The sequence below is a fragment of the Nostoc sp. CmiVER01 genome, from assembly GCF_034531135.2.
Taxonomy (GTDB): Bacteria; Cyanobacteriota; Cyanobacteriia; order Cyanobacteriales; family Nostocaceae; genus Nostoc.
The window spans coordinates 96,695-113,042 of the sequence record NZ_JAVRBU020000004.1 but is presented as its reverse complement, the minus strand read 5'-3'; the positions used below and the strand labels follow the sequence as shown (position 1 = coordinate 113,042).

Here is a 16,348-nt window from a genome sequence, read left to right as displayed (position 1 = left end):
TTGTGATGAAACATGAGAACAGGGCATGGTTTCCTACAGGGGGATAGCAACGGCATGAGTAAGTTAGTGGTTCTGAAATTTGGAGAGGGTAGTTTTGAGCAAGGGTTTGCTGTAACCCTCGAAATTGGTGAAGAACACGAGCGTGCTACAACAGAAATTACGGGAAAATTACCTTCATTTCCCGAAATGCCGCTCTATTATAGTCATTGGCAGTCTAGTTATCGGCAGATAGGCAATCGTTATCGTCTCCATGCTGACAAAATGCAGGTGACGAATGTATCGATGATTCAAGATTGCGAAAACGCTTCTCATATTTTGCGGGCCCGCTTTAATACGTGGCTGCGAGCAGAGGAGTTTCGCCCTTTGAGGGAAAAATGGTTAGAAAGATTGTCGTCCACGGAAGAAGTACGGGTAATTTTGCAAACAGAAAATAGCCAATTGCAGTTATTACCCTGGCATCTGTGGGATTTGTTAGAACGCTACCCCAAGGCTGAAATCGCCCTTTCTTCACCATCTTACGATCGCATTCACAAACCACGCACAAAAAATCCCTTAGTCAATATTTTAGCGATTGTGGGCAATAGTCAAGGAATTGACACCCAGGCCGATCAAGCTTTACTGCAACAGTGTAGTAATGCAGAGGTCAGCTTTCTGGTAGAACCACAACGGAAGGAATTGACTGAGCATCTTTGGGGAAAAAACTGGGATATTCTCTTTTTTGCTGGGCACAGTTCTAGTAACAAAAATGGCGAAAGCGGACGAATTTACCTGAATAAAACTGATAGTCTCAGCATTAGCGAGTTAAAGTATGCTCTAAAGAAAGCCATTGAAAACGGCTTGCAACTAGCTATATTCAACTCCTGTGATGGATTGGGATTGGCGCGAGAACTAGCTGATTTGCAAATCCCTCAGATGATCGTCATGCGTGAACCTGTCCCAGATCAAGTTGCCAAGGAGTTCTTAAAGTATTTTCTCGAAGGTTTTGCCAGTGGCGAACCTTTATATCAGTCGGTACGCCAAGCGCGGGAACGGTTGCAAGGACTTGAGGATAAATTTCCCTGTGCGACTTGGCTACCAATGATTTGCCAAAATCCAGCGCAGATCCCACCTACTTGGAATGAATTAAGGTCTACAAAAACTGAAGCAGCAAATTTAGTTTTGTCTACTAGACAGAGATTTATAATAACTTTATTATCCAGTTTGGTGATTACAGGCTTTGTTTGTGGGCCGAGATTGCTGGGATTGGTAGAAACTTTAGAGATCGCAGCCTATGACTTGATGATGCGATCGCGCCCTGCCGAAGGACTTGATTCCCGACTACTGGTAATTACAATTGACGATGACGATCTGGCAATTCAAAGAAAAAATAACGAGGATTTAATTGGAGCTTCCATTTCCGAAAAATCTCTTAACAAACTCCTGGCAAAACTGAATCAATACCAACCCCGTGCGATCGGCTTGGACATCTACCGTGATTTTAAAGCCAAACAACCAGATTTAATTACTCGTCTTCAAAAAACTGAGAATTTGATTGGCGTATGTAAAGGAAGTGATGTCACAGTAAATATTCCAGGAAATCAGCCGCCGCCAGAAATCCCTAAGACAAATTTGGGATTCAGTGACTTTATTCACGATCGTGATGGAGTTATCCGTCGGCATCTCCTGTTCATGAACCAAGAGGCGACATCGTTGTGTCCTGCTCCCTTTGCATTCAGTCTAGAACTCGCCTCCCGGTATCTGCACCCTTTAGGGATTGAACCAAAGTTCACTCCTGAAGGGAATTTGCAGTTAGGTAAAACTATTTTTGAGAACCTGAAATCTCGGACTGGCGGCTATCAAAATATTGATGCCAATGGTGGACAAATCTTACTCAATTACCGTTCCCCAAAACAAATAGCCGAACAGGTGAAGCTAACCCAATTTTTATCTAGTCCAATTAACCCTAGTGCGATCAAAGATAAAATTGTTTTGATTGGTGTGGTGGCAAAGGGGGATTCTCCAGACACCTGGCCTACACCATTCGGCGTTCCTTTAGATCAGCAAATGCCAGGAGTGTTAGTACAAGCGCAGATGATCAGCCAAATCCTCAGTGCAGTGCAGGATGGGCGACCCTTACTGCGGGTTTGGTCACTGTGGGCTGAGGTCGCCTGGATTTGGGGCTGGTCTTTAATAGGGGGAGTCTTGGTTTGGCGAAAGCTTTCCTTCCCTTGGTTAGCATTGGTACTTATTATTACCTCTAGTGTTCTATATTTACTTTGCTTTGGTCTGTTAATTGCGGGTGCTTGGGTGCCCTTTGTACCTTCGGCTTTGTCGTTGATTGTCACGGTTAGCTTGATGTCAATATTTAATTCACCAAAAAAAGTTCGGGCGGCTACCGGGGAATAGAGCAATACACTTAGTTAAGAAAATTGATCTGTTAAGGCAGGTAGGGGAAAAAAATCTGATAATTGTATTGGATAGACAAATTTGGATAATTTAATTCTTAGAGTTCACTAGGGAGTGGAAAAAGATTTCTGTATGAAATTTTTGGATAACTAGTAGATAATTCTATTAGGTTTGCATACTTAAGGGAAGGTTTTTATGAAGTCAAATTCACAACCAATAAAACCATTGTTAGTAGTAGCTTTTAGCTGCACTAGTTTACTAGTTAGCCTGACTCCAGTACTGGCAAAACCAACTCTTAGTTCTTCACCTAGCGATGCTTACGGCGGGCTACGCCTACACCCTGGTGTTAAAACGAACCTTGCTCAAGCCACTGCTTTTAATCAACCCTCACTTCCATCTGGCCCCCCTCCCGCAGGTCGCGTTCGTGGTGGAGCGAAGCGCGACGGCGGGGATGATGCATGTCCACTTCCTATTACTAAAACTGATCTGACTGCTTTAGTGCCTTTCACTGAGGAAGCTAACTCGGTGACTAATGTCTGGGGACAGACAACGGAAGAACACCCAAGTTTGTTTTTCTATGTGCCTTATACTAAAGATTTGCCCTATGCAGTCGAATTTGTACTGCAAGATCAGGATTTGAAGGACATTTACAAAGAAGCGATCGCTCTACCAGATAAACCAGGAGTTATCCGCGTTTCTCTGCCTACCAGCGCTCCTGCTTTGGCACTAAACAAACAATATCGCTGGTTTTTAACCGTTAACTGTGATAAACAAGAAAATTCTCCCCCGACTTTTGTTGAAGGAGTAATACAACGAATCGAACTCAAACCAGCCGCTCTCAAAGAGCTACAAACTACAGAACCTCTAAAGCGCTATGCCATCTATGCCCAAAATGGGATATGGTACGAAGCACTGACGACACTGGCCCAACTGCGCGATCAAAATCCTAAAGATGCAGCACTACAAGCAGAGTGGCAAAACTTGTTAAGCAGCATCCGTTTAGATGATGTTGCAGCAGAACCGATAGTTTCGGATAAACCTTAGACTAAGAAACACATTATCCAGAGCAACTAATACTAACTCACTAAAATAATGAAACAGATATAAACCCTGAAAGCTTTGCTAAGTAAGTTTTTTAATAGTGTTAGCGTTCGCGTAGCGTCTCGTAGAGAGGAACAAGCGTCATTGCGAATTGGTATAAGGAGGTAGCCATAATTAAATATAAAAATAAAATCCTAATTGGTAGTGAGCGGTAACTCGACCACTACCAACTAGGATTTTCAGAACTAAAATCTAAAATTGATTAACTTAGTATTAGTAGTCTGTCCCATTAATTTTGCGGGGTTATAGAGACGCGAAATTTCGGGTCTCTACAGGGTTTTGGTAACAAACTAATCAATCAGAACAAATCTAAATCACCGTCCCAAAAAAAACATAATTGCCTTAGTGTCGCGGGGCGTTTGCTTTTAGCGTCTCCAAGAGTTGCCCATTGCGAATTGTTTTAATCTTCTTTTTGCAAAATATCATCATCAATGCGTCGCTCCCGATTAATATCGGGATTTTCTGCTGTCCAATTATCATCTGCTGCAAGAGATTCAGGAACTATCACAAGCTCAGTCTCTTTTTTATGGTTATTTCCCCATTCATCCAAAACATCTTTGATCAGTACTTCTTGTAACCAAATCTTAGCAACAACAGTCAGGGGTAGCGCCAGAAATAATCCTAAAAAACCAAAGAAGGTGACGAAAAATAATTGGGCAATTAAGGTAACGGCTGGCAGCAATGAAACTTGATGCGCCATAACAACGGGCGTGATGAAATTACTCTCAGCCTGTTGAATAAAAAAGTAGAGAATTAAAACAGCGATCGCTTTCCAAGGTTCATCCAAAAAGGCGATCGCCATTGCTGGTATTACACTCATCGTGGGGCCCAGATTGGGAATTAAGTTAAAAAATCCCGCTAAAACCGCTAAAGCAAGTGCTGCCTTGACATGCAAAATTGATAAGCCAATCAGACTCATCAGCCCGACTACAAAGATGGCAATGAAAGCGCCTGTAATCCATCCCTCCAAAGAGACTTCACATTTATCTAAAATCCCATCTACCCGTCGCCGATAAAATGAGGGGAAAAGCCGCACAAATACTTTGCGGTAAGCCACGGGGTCGGCTAAAATCATTCCCGTTAAAACCAACACTAGCAAAATCTTGAGGACAACTTCCAAAGAGCCAGATACAAAGGCAAAGGAGTTTCCCAATAGCCGATTGGCGAAGGGCTGTGCTTGTTGGATGAGACTATTAATATCTGGGACGTAGGGAATTAACTGGTTAGGAATATGAGTTCTCAGGGCATCAAGCCAATCATTAAAGCGCCCAAACCCTTTAGGAACCTGATAGGTTAGTTCTTGAAACTGCTGTGCAAATGGCGGCACAATTAGCCAGAAAAAACCTACAATAACTGCAAAAAAGATAGCTACTGCGAGGAGGACGGCAAATCCACGCTTCATGCCAAAGCGTTGGAAGCGTTTCGCTAGCCGATTTAAGGTGGTAGCTAACACAACTGCGGCAAACATCAGTAAAAGCACTTCCCGAATTTGCCACAGGATGTATAAAGAAAGAAGTATGGCGATTAAGCCGATCCATTGACCGAGGTTCACAGGCTGACTCCCGACGGTTGGCGAGATGCAATTTTTTGGTAATTCAGCTAGATTAACTGATTTTAGTGACTTGTGCGTCTATGGTTTGAGTTAATTTTGTTTCTGTGCTTGGAATCGCCACAGTAGCGTGATCGCCATAATCGCGATCGGCAACAATACTATAATTAGCGCGTTAGTTGCTGTTACTGGAATTGATAGGCTTGGCCCTGCATACTTAATTAATACTGATAACAAAGCCGAGAGTAAAAGCAGTTTCAGAACAAATACTAGTTGATTTTGCATAAAAGTACGGCATACAAATTTTTGTGGTACACACGAATTTGCGCTGTACCGCCCAGTTTCTACAATAAACCTACAGATACAATCCTTTCCAACTTTCTTTAGGAAATACCTTTGCTTTATTCACGTCAAACTCAACCAGCCAAAAACTTGTTCTACAGTCAGTTCCAATTTGATACCGTCAAGGATGGGTAATTTATCAGCACCTTCGTATAATTCCAATCGCTGTCCAGGAAAAATCCCTAGCACACTTTCGTCTTCTGGGTTGATTAACCAGCCGAGTTCAGTACTATTGCGCGAACAATGCAATAATTTACTCAACACTTTTTTTAACCTTTGGTTTGGAGAAAGAATCTCAATTGCCCAGTCGGGATGAATTTCAAAGCGGTTAGCAATTCTACCAGATGCAGTTTTAGGAATTCTGTCCCAGCGAAACACAGAGACATCAGGGACGATAGAAGCACCACCGAAGGTACAGCGTAGTTCTGGAAAAGCGTAAGCAATTTTTTGATTTCTAGCAATGCTGTTAATTGTTTCGCAAAGAGTAGCTTGGAGCAAGCTATGTTCACCTTGGGGCATTGGTTTTTGAATGATTTCTCCGTTAATAAAGTCTGATGCTGGTTCAGTTTCTGGCAGTGTGAGGAACTCGTCTAAAGTTAGTTGGGGTTGAGTTGCGATCGCCATAAGTAAATAGTATGAAGGGGATAGTTTTATTATGAGCGTGCGATCGCCTACTCTTAAAGCTTGCTATCCTCGCATCCTTCGTTTCTGATAGGTGCTATAAATTATCTTTTTGCCAAACCTATGAGGCGATGAACTTTTTTTTTAGTGCTGAGACATTTTAGATCAAACTAAGCTATTAACATAGCAATATCTGCTAGAAAGCTCCCTGCTCCCCTTGCCTCTTCTGGTCAGTTTAATTATTGTCCACTCAGTAAATACAACAAACTTGGGCTAAAATTACGTTTTAGTGTGTGTAATTATCCAAATATCCTTCTTTTAGATAATATTGCTATTGTCTAAAATTAGAAATATGAGGATTAGCGATCGCACTGAAATTTGGTTGTTCACCAATCATAAGATTTTTAGAGGGTACTACCATGCAAAATATGCTAAAACGCGCATTCTTACCTAGCTTGATGGCTGCTACTTTATCTAGTACTAGCTTAATACCGGTTCAACCTGCTTCTGCTGATGACCGAGTTATTAATAATGCAGCCATTGGAGCCGGTGCAGGTGTCTTAAGTGGAGTTGTAACAAAGTGTGGTTCGGTATTAGACAATGCTTTTAAAGGTGCTGCTGCTGGTGCTGCTGTTAATGCTGCCAATGGTGCAAGACGCGCCAGAGCCAGAAGAAGAAACGGACGTTTACCTGTTCAAGATATCGGTGTAGGTGCTGGTGCTGGTGTATTGGCAGGTGCAATTTCTGGTGGTTGTAGAACTACCTGGAAAAATGGTGTCAATGGTGCTGCTGCTGGTGCTGCTGTTAATTTATTAGATAACAGACGCAGAAGAAGATAATCTGTTATTAATAACTCGTAATTTAGTTACCCAGCACGGATTATCAATAAAAACTTTCAGGCGCGTAGAACGGTATAGTCGGCGATCGCTAACGGTGGGGCGTAGCCCATCATGCAATTCTGCCAACGCCTTACCTGCCTCAAAAAATGCTCTTTCCACACGGCGTTCTAGATGCAGGCGGTAAACGTAGCCATCCCGTCAGGCTGATCGCGCTGTTTTGCCTAGCTTAATTCTTCGACCTCAACGGCAGTAACTGTAATTGTTGCTGAACCTGAATATACTTGCTGGGAAATATCCTTGTTTGCAGAGTTAGCAGGTGCTTTTGAATTGCTAAATGCAGTAGAGGTGGCTTTTTTACGTCTAGAAGGTGGTTTGTGTATGTATTGCGATTTACGCAAACGGTGAGTTATACCGATTTTTATTTAATTACTTAGCGGAGGCATAAACTTTGCTGAAAATTATACAGGTAGAAACTGACGAATATAAATCTCACATACACCAACTCTTTTGGGAATATTTTAACGAGACTAAGTTGATATTCAGTCATCAGTTTGGCATCAATCTAGATGTGAATAAATTCTTTGAGCAATATATGACTCAACTGCACGAATTTATACCTCCTTTAGGACGCTTGCTTTTGGGACAATACGAAGCAAAAATAGCAGGCTGCGCTTGCTTGCGAAAAATTGGTGAAGATATTGGCGAAGTTAAAAGGATGTATGTAAGGCCGGAATTTCGCAAAAAAGGAATCGGTAGAGCATTATTAGAAACTATCATCAATGAAGCTTCTAATATTGGTTACTCAAAGATTCGTTTAGACAGCACCCCTTTTGCAAAGGAAGCACATACACTTTATCGTCTATATGGCTTTCAGGATATCGAGCCGTATTTAGAAAAAACAGAGATTCCTTTAGAATATCGAGCCAACTGGGTTTTTATGGAATTAGTTTTAAAATGATCAATATCCGTTGTGAAACTTTGTCAGACTACACAGTAATAGCTGAGGTGAATACATTAGCCTTTGGGCAAGAAAATGAGGCTAAACTTGTAGAGAAAATTCGCCGTTCTGACCGCTATATTCCAGAACTTTCTCTGGTTGCACAGATTGAAAATATTGTAGTCGGTCATATTTTATTCAGCTACATTGATCTGGTGAGTAAAGAAACACTACAGGTTCTCGGTTTAGCACCTTTGGCAGTTCGTCCAAAGTTTCAACAAAAAGGTATTGGTAGCGCACTAATAAAAGCAGGGTTAGAAATAGCAGAGGCAAAGAAAGAAGCTATAGTGATTGTCCTTGGTCATCCCCACTTCTATACTCGCTTTGGCTTTCAGCCTTCTGTTGTTTATGAAATCGAGTCTCCTTTTCCAGTACCAGAGGATGTCTTCATGGTTAAACCACTGCAAAGCTATCATCAAAAGTATAAAGGAAAAGTTTTTTATCCATCTGCTTTTAATGGGGTATAGTATTATCTCGCACTAATCAAAAATTCAGTAGACCTCTTGCAAAATTATTTTGTGGTATGCATTAAGAATTTTGTTAAAAATGCACATCCAAATCGATGCAGAAAACTTTACTACTTCATTGGTATGTCTAATTCCAATTGAACGCAAATTTTAAAGCTTATTATTGTACCATGAATTATTTTTGCAAGAGGTCTATAGCGGTCAATGAATTAGCTTTAGCGAACCGGGCGGAATGCACGTTGCAATCACAGCAAATTTGATTCTGTTTATCTATGAATCTTTCCGTTTTTAGGAATGTGGCACAACCGACAACGCACACATTCATATCCAGTTTCATCTCAATTCATACCGCCATTATGCAACGCCTTTTAAAACACTCCTTAGTGCTTAACATAAATTCTCAGGCGTACCCTTCCTGGTACTCCAGACTGTGCTCTAATTGATAGCTGAACTGCGTTATCGGCAGGTCTAACATCAATCGTATTGAATGCTTTAATATCTGGAATGTTATCGTAGGGCGTGTACCATGCTTCGGTAACAGCAGAAGAAAAAGGAATAGTAGTATAGGTAAAAATTTGTGGATACACTGGAGCAAAGTATTCGTCTGGGCCTTAGCCCTAAAAGTTTGACGCAGCAATTTACAAAAATTTTCAATTATTATTTAAGAGATTTCTAAAGAATAAATTGTCCCAAAAAATTAATTTTTAAGCATTCAACAAAAGAATTATAATAACCTTGAGCTTTCAATTTCTAAAGTTTGAGCTATGTTTGCATTAGTCTCGCTTGAGAAAATTCAGCTACCTGTGGGAGCAGTTGTGCGGTTGCCTGCAACCTGGCAAGATTATCAGAGTTTGTGTCAGCAACGAGGTGGCAATTCAATTCCTCGCATAAAATTCCAAGATGGAGAAGTCTTGCTCATGTCTCCTCTTCCTAAACATGGACGTGATGCCCATTTAATCGCAAATATCATTACAGTTCTGCTGGATTATGTTGGACGTGAGTACGATGCTTTTACTCCTGTGACAATGGAATTACTAGAGGAGAGTGGAATCGAACCAGACTATTGTTTTTATATTGACCATTGGGAAGCCGTATCTGGTAAGGAGCGAATTGACTGGAGTGTTGATCCTCCTCCTGATTTGGTGCTGGAGATTGATGTAACGAGTTATTCTGATGTGAATGATTACCTCCCTTACCAAGTTCCAGAAGTCTGGCTATACCGCAAAAAACAACTGTGTATTTATCAGTTACAAGGTACAGAATATCTTGCTCAAACTCAAAGCAAATATTTTTCAGATATAAATCTCCAGGATATAGTTGCTAGGTGCTTTGAAGTTGCCTACGATCGCAATACCAGTGTCGCCATTCGTGAACTCAAACAGCGCTTAGGTTGAAGAAGAGGGAGGGAAGCTGGGAGATATCACTGGTGCTGAAACTACATCCTTTACCTCTAACGCAGCCGCAACCCGTAAAATTAACGCTTCATTATATGGTGCTGCTATCAATTGCACACCTAAAGGTAAAGCATTTTGGCGCTGAATTGGTACTGATAAAACGGGTAAACCAATAAAAGATAATGGTTGAGTAAATAATCCTAAATGAGGACGGACAAGAATTTCTTCACCATCCAAAATCATAGTTTGTTGACCAATTAGCGGTGCGGAAATTGGTGTAGTTGGGGCAAGAATTATATCTACATTTTGAAAGACTTCCCGAACCCGATCGCGGTACCATTTTCTAAAGCGTTGGGCTTGCAGATACCAGCTACTAGGAATTAACGCTCCTGCTAAAAAGCGATCGCGTGTTGCTGCATCAAAATCTTGAGGACGACATCGCAATTTATCCAAATGCAGATTTGCGCCCTCACTAGCTGTAATCACAAAAGCTGCTGCACGGGCGCGGTGTGCTTCTGGTATGGTTACGTATTCAGTGACATTTAAAGCATCAGCAACCTTTTGCACTGCTGCTAAAGCTTCCGGTTCTGCGCCTTTGGTGAAATAATCAGCAGCAATGGCAATTCTGATATCAGAAATATCTTGTTTGAGTTGTGGTAAAACCAATTCAGGCGGACGCTTTGTACAAATTGGATCGCGATCATCTTCTCCTTGAAGCACATCAAACACCGTAGCAATATCCTGCACCGAACGCGCAAAAGGGCCAATGTGGTCAAAACTGCTAGAAAATAAAGCTACCCCAGCACGAGATAACCTTCCGTAAGTCGGCTTAAAACCAAAAACGCCACACAACGCCGCCGGAACCCGAATTGAACCATTTGTATCAGAACCCAATGTTAACGGTATTAACCCAGCAGCAACAGCAGCAGCCGAACCACCCGATGAACCACCAGCAACTCGCTGTAAATCATGGGGGTTGTGAGTAGTACCGTAATGGGAATTTTCCGTTACAAATCCATAAGCGTACTCATCCATATTTAAAGCGCCAACCAGCACAGCACCAGCTTGTTTCAGCTTCGCTACTGCGGTTGCATCAAGGCTTGCTGCTAGGTTTTCTGCATTGATTTTTGAACCCGCCAGAGTCGTTAAACTAGTAATATCGAAGAGGTTTTTCACTGCAAAAGGTACACCAGCAAGTATTCCAGGATGATTACCTTGGGCAATTTCCCTGTCAATGCGGGCTGCATCTGTTAAAGCTGTCTCAGCAGTCACAGCCGTAAAACAGTTAAGTTGATGATCCCGCACTGCTATTCGTGCGATCACATTCTGAGTAACTTCCACCGCGCTAACTTTACCTTCACGTACAGCAGCAGCTATCGATACAGCATCATTCATGGTTCAAAAACTGGTGCAACTTCAATATCCTCTGCTAGAGGAAAAGAATTTACCAGATTAGCGATCGCACTAATTCTCTCAAAATTTGCCACCACACTATCACGATACTCATCCCTTAGCTGCAAATCTAACAACAACAACGCTATTTGATCAACATATTCACCCACATTAAATCCTTCCATCTCTTCTTTGCGTCCTTGGCGTCTTCTCTGCGAGCAACATATCCTTGGGTAAAGACGCGATGAATCGCGTCTCTACAAATGGTCTATTTGTCGCATTCTTTTTTTCAAATTGGTATTATTCTAAACTTATAACCTCTTTCGGCAACACAAAAAATCCATCTTCTCCCGCCTCAAAATTAACAACCTGAAACACAGCATCAATATTTAACTCACCATAAATATGAGGAAATAAATTATCTACCTCCGCAGCTTCATAGCGAATATCTGCTTTAACTTGATCAGAATCAATGCAAAGAATTACCAAACCCTTTTGATTAACAAAAAAACGATTCGCCACCCAGATAACTTGTGCTGCTGTCGAACAGTGGATAAATCCTTCCGAGTCTAAGGTATCACCGCGATAAGTTCCGAGGATTTTTGCTTGTTTCCATTGTTCGCTTTTGGTGATATGTAAAATAGTGTTCATGGTAATTTAATTAACAAATGCGATTAATTTTATACAGTAAGCCCGGCTGTCATTTATGTGAAGGCTTGCAAGAAAAGCTAGAAAAAATCCAAAATCTCAGTTTCGAGTTGGAAATTAGGGATATTACGACTCGTGAAGATTGGTTCGCGGCGTATGAGTATGAAGTGCCAGTACTGTATTTATCGAACCGCCTTCGCGAAGCGTCTCGCAGAGAAGCCGCCAAGGGCGCGGAGGGAGAAATTATAGAAGCACCATTGCCTCGTCCTTCTCCTCGTGCTAGTGTGCAGCAGTTGGAGCAAATGTTGCGTAAGTATTTAGCCAATTAGAAAAAAATAATGCAGAATAAGCGCAAGATTAAGAAGGTGACGAGGTTCACAAAATGAAATTGCGGGAATTACTAACGGCGGTAGACAGTGTTGAACAATTGCCTAGCTATCCGATGGAAGATTTGGAAGTTAGGGGTTTGAAGACGAATTCCCATGCTTGTAGTGCGGGAGATTTATTTATTGGGATGCCAGGAACGCGGGTTGATGGTGGAGAATTTTGGCAAAGTGCGATCGCATCCGGGGCTGTAGCTGCGATCGTTTCTCCCGAAGCTGCACAAAAAAATCCTCCCACAAATGAGGCTGTGGTCATTAGTGCAAGTAACATAACTCAAGCTTGTGCCCAGATAGCCAGTGCTTTTTACGGTTATCCTGGGCGAAAACTCAAGCTGGTGGGTGTGACTGGTACAAATGGCAAAACTACAACTACTCATCTGATTGAATTTCTGCTCATCAAAGCTAATCTAGCTACAGCTTTAATGGGAACTCTCTACACTCGTTGGGCAGGTTTTGAGCAAACTGCTGCCCACACTACGCCTTTTGCGGTGGAACTGCAACAGCAGTTAGCAGAGGCTGTAAAGGCTGGTAGTGAGTTCGGGGTGATGGAAGTAAGTTCTCACGCTTTAGCCCAAGGTAGAGTGTTGGGCTGTGAATTTGATGTGGCGGTGTTCAGTAATCTTACCCAAGACCATCTCGATTATCACAGGGACATGGAAGATTACTTTGCCGCCAAAGCGTTGTTATTTAGCCCTAATTATCTCAAGGGACGAGCAATAATTAATGCTGATGATTCTTACGGGAAGCGGTTAATTGCCTCGTTAAATTCTGAGCGTGTTTGGAGTTACAGTGTCAACGACAATAGCGCCGATTTATGGATGAGTGATTTAAGTTATCAGCCTAATGGTGTCAGTGGTACATTACATACACCAAAAGGTGATGTAGCTTTTCGATCGCCACTAGTCGGTCAATATAATTTAGAAAATCTTCTTGCAGCCGTAGGAGCAGTTTTACACTTAGGGCTAGATTTGCAGTTAGTAGCGTCTGTAATACCTGAGTTTCCCGGAGTTCCCGGACGGATGGAACGGGTACAAATTGATGCTGACCAAGATATTAGCGTGATTGTGGATTATGCCCACACCCCCGATAGTTTAGAAAATCTGCTGAAAGCTGCACGCCCGTTTATACCTGGTAAAGTGATTTGTGTGTTTGGTTGTGGCGGCGATCGCGATCGCACCAAGCGTCCAAAAATGGGTAAAATTGCGGCTGAGTTAGCTGATGTTGCAGTAGTGACATCGGATAACCCTCGGACTGAAGACCCAGAAAGGATTTTGCAAGATATTTTAGCGGGAATTGCTGATACAGTACAACCAACTGTAATTTGCGATCGGGCTACTGCAATTCGTACCGCAATTTTACAAGCACAACCCGGTGATGGAGTGTTACTTGCTGGTAAAGGTCATGAAGACTACCAAATTCTCGGCACTGAAAAAATCCATTTTGACGACCGAGAACACGCACGCGACGCTTTGCACCAAAGACTGAACATACATTAATTTGGGCATTGGGCATGGGAAAGAGGACTTGGGGACAAGGAGAATTGGGGACAAGGGGAAACACTTGTTGCAAGTTCTAAACTTATGTCACTTTGTCCCCTCTGCTCCCCTGCCTCCCCTGCTGCCTCATCCCCCACTCTCCACTCCCTCGTAAGTGTAGTTTTTTATAGTTAATATTTATTTCGGTGGGATTTTTGTAAAAAATGCACACATAAAGGTGAAAATCGAAGACAGAGTTATTTCTTGCTTCATTCAAGTTGTGCTTAACTCATGAATGTTTCTCTGGCTAAGGATCTGTCTGTTTATCAACTAGTTATGGGAGTGCAAGCGCCTCCTAAACCATTGTCCCTCAGTCCTGCTACTCTGCTATCACTGGTGAGAGCGCAAATTGACTTACTAATTGAGCAGCAAATTGCAGCCACTTTATGGGTGAAGTTACCACCAGAAAAAATTTGGCAATCAGAACTAGCGCGTTATCAATCCTCGGTAGGTGCGTCTAGTCTCATTTATACTTGCCAGATTGATGAGAGTGAAAAAAGAGAAGATGAGGGAGCAGGGGAAGTAGGGGAAGAAAATACTTCCTTATCTTCCTCATCTCCCTCATCTTCTTTATCCCCCTCCTTCTCTCATCATGTCCCCGTTCACCTATCACCAGATAGCCAAATGCGACGGGAAAACTTTCTGATGGTGTTATCGCCCCAGTTTTGCAGTTTAATTTTGGCTCATCGACCACTTAAAAAACACAAAAATAAAATATCGGGCAAGGTAAATACTAATAAAAACCAGCCCTTGCTGATTATAAATTCTCTTGAGGGGAGAGTAATTCAGCAAGTATTAAATGGTATGGAACAAGCGATTACGCCGGAATCCTCCCCAATACCTGTTGGTTTTATTTGTCCAACTGCGCCCCAAGACGTACTAATGAATCAACTGTTTGCAAAACAACTCCTGCGACAAGATGAAATTAATCGTCAAATCATCGCAGTACGCACTACCAAGTTGCAGCAACAAAATCAAGAACTACAAAACAAAGAGCAACTTAAAGATGAATACTTAAAAAATGTGTGTCAGGAATTACGTACACCCTTGACGCACATGAAGACAGCACTTTCATTATTGAATTCTCCTAATCTTAAACCCCCCCAGCGACAACGTTATTTACAGATGTTAAATACCCAGTGCGATCAGCAAAATTCCCTGATTACTGGTTTGTTGGAACTGGTGCAGCTAGAACGTAATTTAGAGGGGACAGCTTTAGAGCCGGTGCGACTTTCAGATATTGTACCTGGGGTAGTTAGTACCTACCAACCTCTAGCTCAAGAAAAAGGGATTATGCTAGGCTACACCGTACCCACTGAACTTCCATCTATTTGGTGTGTGACTGGTGGGCTAAGGCAGATTGTGATTAATCTGTTGCATAACAGCATTAAGTTTACTCCTAATGGGGGTGAAGTTTGGGTGCGTGCCCGAATTCAAGGCGATTATGTCCAATTAGAATTCCGCGACACAGGCATCGGTATTGCCGAAAGCGAGATTCCCAGAATCTTTGAGCGGTTTTATCGTGTGCGTACAGCAGCAAATGAAGATTATGGTGGTGCTGGGTTGGGGTTAACAATTGTACAGCAATTGCTGGTGCGCTCTGGCGGTTCTATTTCTGTGAAAAGTAAATTATATGAAGGTTCCACTTTTACAGTACAACTGCCAAGCGTTGGCGATACCCCGAAAGTGATCGCATTAGAAAATGAGTGATAAGTTACGTTACAATTATCCCCTGAGTTAACTTTATGGTGCTATAGCAATCCTATTTGAGTTATAAAAATTTTAGTCATTAGTCATTACTACTAATGACTAATAACTAGATTTCCCCACGGAAATCCAAGAAAATTAGCATAGGCGTAGCCCGCCGCAGGCATCGCACAACTGTGCTGCAAAGACTTACGATTAGCTAGAAGTTTTTGGTAGTGCGGCGCTAATTTGGCGGAGCATCATGACTTGCCAATAAGGTACAGGAGCCAGCAATACAGTACCAGTTCCCTCAAAAGTATTGACGAGAAACTCACCAGAAGTCATCGAACCTAAAAGAGATTTGGTAGCTTTTTCAACGCGATAATTTAAGCTAGTTGTGCGAGCGATCGCAAAATTTCCATCTACAACTAATCGGTCATTTCGTAAATTTATTACTTCTACAGGGCCTTGTGCTGCCATCACAACTGTACCCCTGCCTTTAACTTTTGTTTGAAATAATCCCTCGCCACCAATTAAGCCTGATACAAATTTGTTTCGTTCAACTCCTACTTCTATAGTGCCATCACTAGCCCAATAAGCACCACTATCTAAAATCCATTCACTACCGTCTAATTCTAAAATGTGATATCCCGATAAAGAAGGCTCTAAATATAATTCACCAGTGCCTGTATATGTAGGACGGAAAATGTTTTCTCCCGTGGCTAAGGACTTTAAAAATCCGCCTGCTGAAGGAGCTTTAGATTGCATCTGAATGTTGCCACGTATATAGTACATAGCACCCGATTCAGTTCGTACTGTTTCGTTTTGCAAAGTTACCTTGACTAAACGTAAGCTTTCTTTTTCAATTACTTCAAAACTTGCCATAATTTTCCTTTTGACTTTTGCAGAAATGTATACTTCGCTTTTAACTAGAATTTATATACATTTTTGGCATCTATTTTTACAGATGACAAGTCATAAAAATTTAATTAGATTGCTAAACAAAGTC

Annotated in this window: 17 protein-coding genes; 9 read left to right on the top strand and 8 right to left on the bottom strand. The window is 41.9% G+C overall.

The window, feature by feature from the left end:
* The first annotated feature begins 54 nt into the window (after nt 1-54).
* Together RMZ43_RS07545 and RMZ43_RS07540 are read left to right on the top strand one after the other, a co-directional pair.
* The gene (locus RMZ43_RS07545; protein ID WP_322648902.1) at nt 55-2,385 is read left to right on the top strand and encodes a CHASE2 domain-containing protein; all 2,331 of its coding nucleotides are present in this window, start codon (nt 55-57) and stop codon (nt 2,383-2,385) included.
* Nucleotides 2,386-2,580: 195 nt separating this feature from the next.
* On the top strand, nt 2,581-3,429 hold the full coding sequence (locus RMZ43_RS07540) for a DUF928 domain-containing protein (protein ID WP_322652647.1): 849 nt from the start codon (nt 2,581-2,583) through the stop codon (nt 3,427-3,429).
* 457 nt (nt 3,430-3,886) lie between these two features.
* Here the strand turns inward: RMZ43_RS07540 and RMZ43_RS07535 are convergent, their stop codons facing one another.
* The 3 genes from RMZ43_RS07535 to RMZ43_RS07525 form a co-directional block, all read right to left on the bottom strand.
* A complete protein-coding gene (locus tag RMZ43_RS07535) occupies nt 3,887-5,038 on the bottom strand; it encodes an AI-2E family transporter (protein WP_322648904.1) in 1,152 nt (383 codons plus the stop codon).
* Nucleotides 5,039-5,128: 90 nt separating this feature from the next.
* Nucleotides 5,129-5,320 carry a hypothetical protein gene (locus tag RMZ43_RS07530; RefSeq protein WP_322652648.1) on the bottom strand — a complete coding sequence of 64 codons (192 nt, stop codon included), beginning with the start codon at nt 5,318-5,320 and terminating at the stop codon, nt 5,129-5,131.
* A gap of 120 nt (nt 5,321-5,440) precedes the next feature.
* A complete protein-coding gene (locus RMZ43_RS07525) occupies nt 5,441-6,001 on the bottom strand; it encodes a Uma2 family endonuclease (RefSeq protein ID WP_322652649.1) in 561 nt (186 codons plus the stop codon).
* Nucleotides 6,002-6,417: 416 nt separating this feature from the next.
* Between RMZ43_RS07525 and RMZ43_RS07520 the strand changes: the two genes are divergently transcribed.
* A complete protein-coding gene (locus RMZ43_RS07520; RefSeq protein ID WP_322652650.1) occupies nt 6,418-6,837 on the top strand; it encodes a hypothetical protein in 420 nt (139 codons plus the stop codon).
* Here the strand turns inward: RMZ43_RS07520 and RMZ43_RS07515 are convergent.
* A complete protein-coding gene (locus RMZ43_RS07515) occupies nt 6,811-6,996 on the bottom strand; it encodes a hypothetical protein (RefSeq protein ID WP_322652651.1) in 186 nt (61 codons plus the stop codon). The genes RMZ43_RS07520 and RMZ43_RS07515 overlap by 27 nt on opposite strands.
* Nucleotides 6,997-7,285: 289 nt before the next feature.
* Here RMZ43_RS07515 and RMZ43_RS07510 point away from each other — a divergent pair, with 289 nt between their 5' ends.
* From RMZ43_RS07510 to RMZ43_RS07500, 3 genes are all read left to right on the top strand, one after another.
* Nucleotides 7,286-7,795 (top strand): GNAT family N-acetyltransferase, encoded by a 510-nt coding sequence (locus tag RMZ43_RS07510; protein WP_322648908.1) that lies wholly within the window; start codon nt 7,286-7,288, stop codon nt 7,793-7,795.
* Entirely contained in the window at nt 7,792-8,301 is a 510-nt protein-coding gene (locus tag RMZ43_RS07505) for a GNAT family N-acetyltransferase (protein ID WP_322652652.1), read from the top strand. The genes RMZ43_RS07510 and RMZ43_RS07505 overlap by 4 nt, the downstream gene beginning before the upstream one ends.
* 764 nt (nt 8,302-9,065) lie before the next feature.
* Nucleotides 9,066-9,695, top strand: a complete 630-nt coding sequence (locus RMZ43_RS07500; protein WP_322648910.1) for a Uma2 family endonuclease — start codon at nt 9,066-9,068, stop codon at nt 9,693-9,695.
* On the opposite strand, the gene RMZ43_RS07495 is transcribed toward RMZ43_RS07500, so the two are convergent.
* The 3 genes from RMZ43_RS07495 to RMZ43_RS07485 all read right to left on the bottom strand — a co-directional run bounded on the left by RMZ43_RS07495 (nt 9,687) and on the right by RMZ43_RS07485 (nt 11,738).
* Entirely contained in the window at nt 9,687-11,090 is a 1,404-nt protein-coding gene (locus RMZ43_RS07495) for an AtzE family amidohydrolase (RefSeq protein WP_322652653.1), read from the bottom strand. The genes RMZ43_RS07500 and RMZ43_RS07495 overlap by 9 nt on opposite strands.
* Entirely contained in the window at nt 11,087-11,272 is a 186-nt protein-coding gene (locus tag RMZ43_RS07490) for a DUF4089 domain-containing protein (RefSeq protein WP_322652654.1), read from the bottom strand. Before RMZ43_RS07490 ends, RMZ43_RS07495 begins: the two co-directional genes overlap by 4 nt.
* A gap of 115 nt (nt 11,273-11,387) precedes the next feature.
* Entirely contained in the window at nt 11,388-11,738 is a 351-nt protein-coding gene (locus RMZ43_RS07485; RefSeq protein ID WP_322652655.1) for a DUF952 domain-containing protein, read from the bottom strand.
* A 17-nt stretch (nt 11,739-11,755) separates the two neighbouring features.
* Between RMZ43_RS07485 and RMZ43_RS07480 the strand changes: the two genes are divergently transcribed.
* The 3 genes from RMZ43_RS07480 (at nt 11,756) to RMZ43_RS07470 (ending at nt 15,363) form a co-directional block, all read left to right on the top strand.
* Nucleotides 11,756-12,064, top strand: a complete 309-nt coding sequence (locus RMZ43_RS07480) for a glutaredoxin family protein (RefSeq protein WP_322652656.1) — start codon at nt 11,756-11,758, stop codon at nt 12,062-12,064.
* 53 nt (nt 12,065-12,117) lie between these two features.
* Complete coding sequence (locus tag RMZ43_RS07475; RefSeq protein ID WP_322652657.1) at nt 12,118-13,614, top strand: UDP-N-acetylmuramoyl-L-alanyl-D-glutamate--2,6-diaminopimelate ligase; 1,497 nt, start codon at nt 12,118-12,120, stop codon at nt 13,612-13,614.
* Nucleotides 13,615-13,884: 270 nt separating this feature from the next.
* Complete coding sequence (locus RMZ43_RS07470) at nt 13,885-15,363, top strand: DICT sensory domain-containing protein (RefSeq protein WP_322652658.1); 1,479 nt, start codon at nt 13,885-13,887, stop codon at nt 15,361-15,363.
* Nucleotides 15,364-15,555: 192 nt separating this feature from the next.
* Here RMZ43_RS07470 and RMZ43_RS07465 read toward each other — a convergent pair whose 3' ends face one another.
* Nucleotides 15,556-16,224 carry an AIM24 family protein gene (locus RMZ43_RS07465; protein ID WP_322648917.1) on the bottom strand — a complete coding sequence of 223 codons (669 nt, stop codon included), beginning with the start codon at nt 16,222-16,224 and terminating at the stop codon, nt 15,556-15,558.
* Nucleotides 16,225-16,348 lie beyond the last annotated feature (124 nt).

Excerpts from the sequence above, each read along its gene's own strand:
- RMZ43_RS07485 (WP_322652655.1), bottom strand. The coding sequence starts at position 11,738 with ATGAACACTATTTTACATATCACCAAAAGCGAACAATGGAAACAAGCA.
- RMZ43_RS07475 (WP_322652657.1), top strand. The coding sequence starts at position 12,118 with ATGAAATTGCGGGAATTACTAACGGCGGTAGACAGTGTTGAACAATTG.
- RMZ43_RS07480 (WP_322652656.1), top strand. The coding sequence starts at position 11,756 with ATGCGATTAATTTTATACAGTAAGCCCGGCTGTCATTTATGTGAAGGC.
- RMZ43_RS07530 (WP_322652648.1), bottom strand. The coding sequence starts at position 5,320 with ATGCAAAATCAACTAGTATTTGTTCTGAAACTGCTTTTACTCTCGGCT.
- RMZ43_RS07540 (WP_322652647.1), top strand. The coding sequence starts at position 2,581 with ATGAAGTCAAATTCACAACCAATAAAACCATTGTTAGTAGTAGCTTTT.
- RMZ43_RS07520 (WP_322652650.1), top strand. The coding sequence starts at position 6,418 with ATGCAAAATATGCTAAAACGCGCATTCTTACCTAGCTTGATGGCTGCT.
- RMZ43_RS07525 (WP_322652649.1), bottom strand. The coding sequence starts at position 6,001 with ATGGCGATCGCAACTCAACCCCAACTAACTTTAGACGAGTTCCTCACA.
- RMZ43_RS07500 (WP_322648910.1), top strand. The coding sequence starts at position 9,066 with ATGTTTGCATTAGTCTCGCTTGAGAAAATTCAGCTACCTGTGGGAGCA.
- RMZ43_RS07495 (WP_322652653.1), bottom strand. The coding sequence starts at position 11,090 with ATGAATGATGCTGTATCGATAGCTGCTGCTGTACGTGAAGGTAAAGTT.
- RMZ43_RS07545 (WP_322648902.1), top strand. The coding sequence starts at position 55 with ATGAGTAAGTTAGTGGTTCTGAAATTTGGAGAGGGTAGTTTTGAGCAA.
- RMZ43_RS07490 (WP_322652654.1), bottom strand. The coding sequence starts at position 11,272 with ATGGAAGGATTTAATGTGGGTGAATATGTTGATCAAATAGCGTTGTTG.
- RMZ43_RS07465 (WP_322648917.1), bottom strand. The coding sequence starts at position 16,224 with ATGGCAAGTTTTGAAGTAATTGAAAAAGAAAGCTTACGTTTAGTCAAG.
- RMZ43_RS07470 (WP_322652658.1), top strand. The coding sequence starts at position 13,885 with ATGAATGTTTCTCTGGCTAAGGATCTGTCTGTTTATCAACTAGTTATG.
- RMZ43_RS07505 (WP_322652652.1), top strand. The coding sequence starts at position 7,792 with ATGATCAATATCCGTTGTGAAACTTTGTCAGACTACACAGTAATAGCT.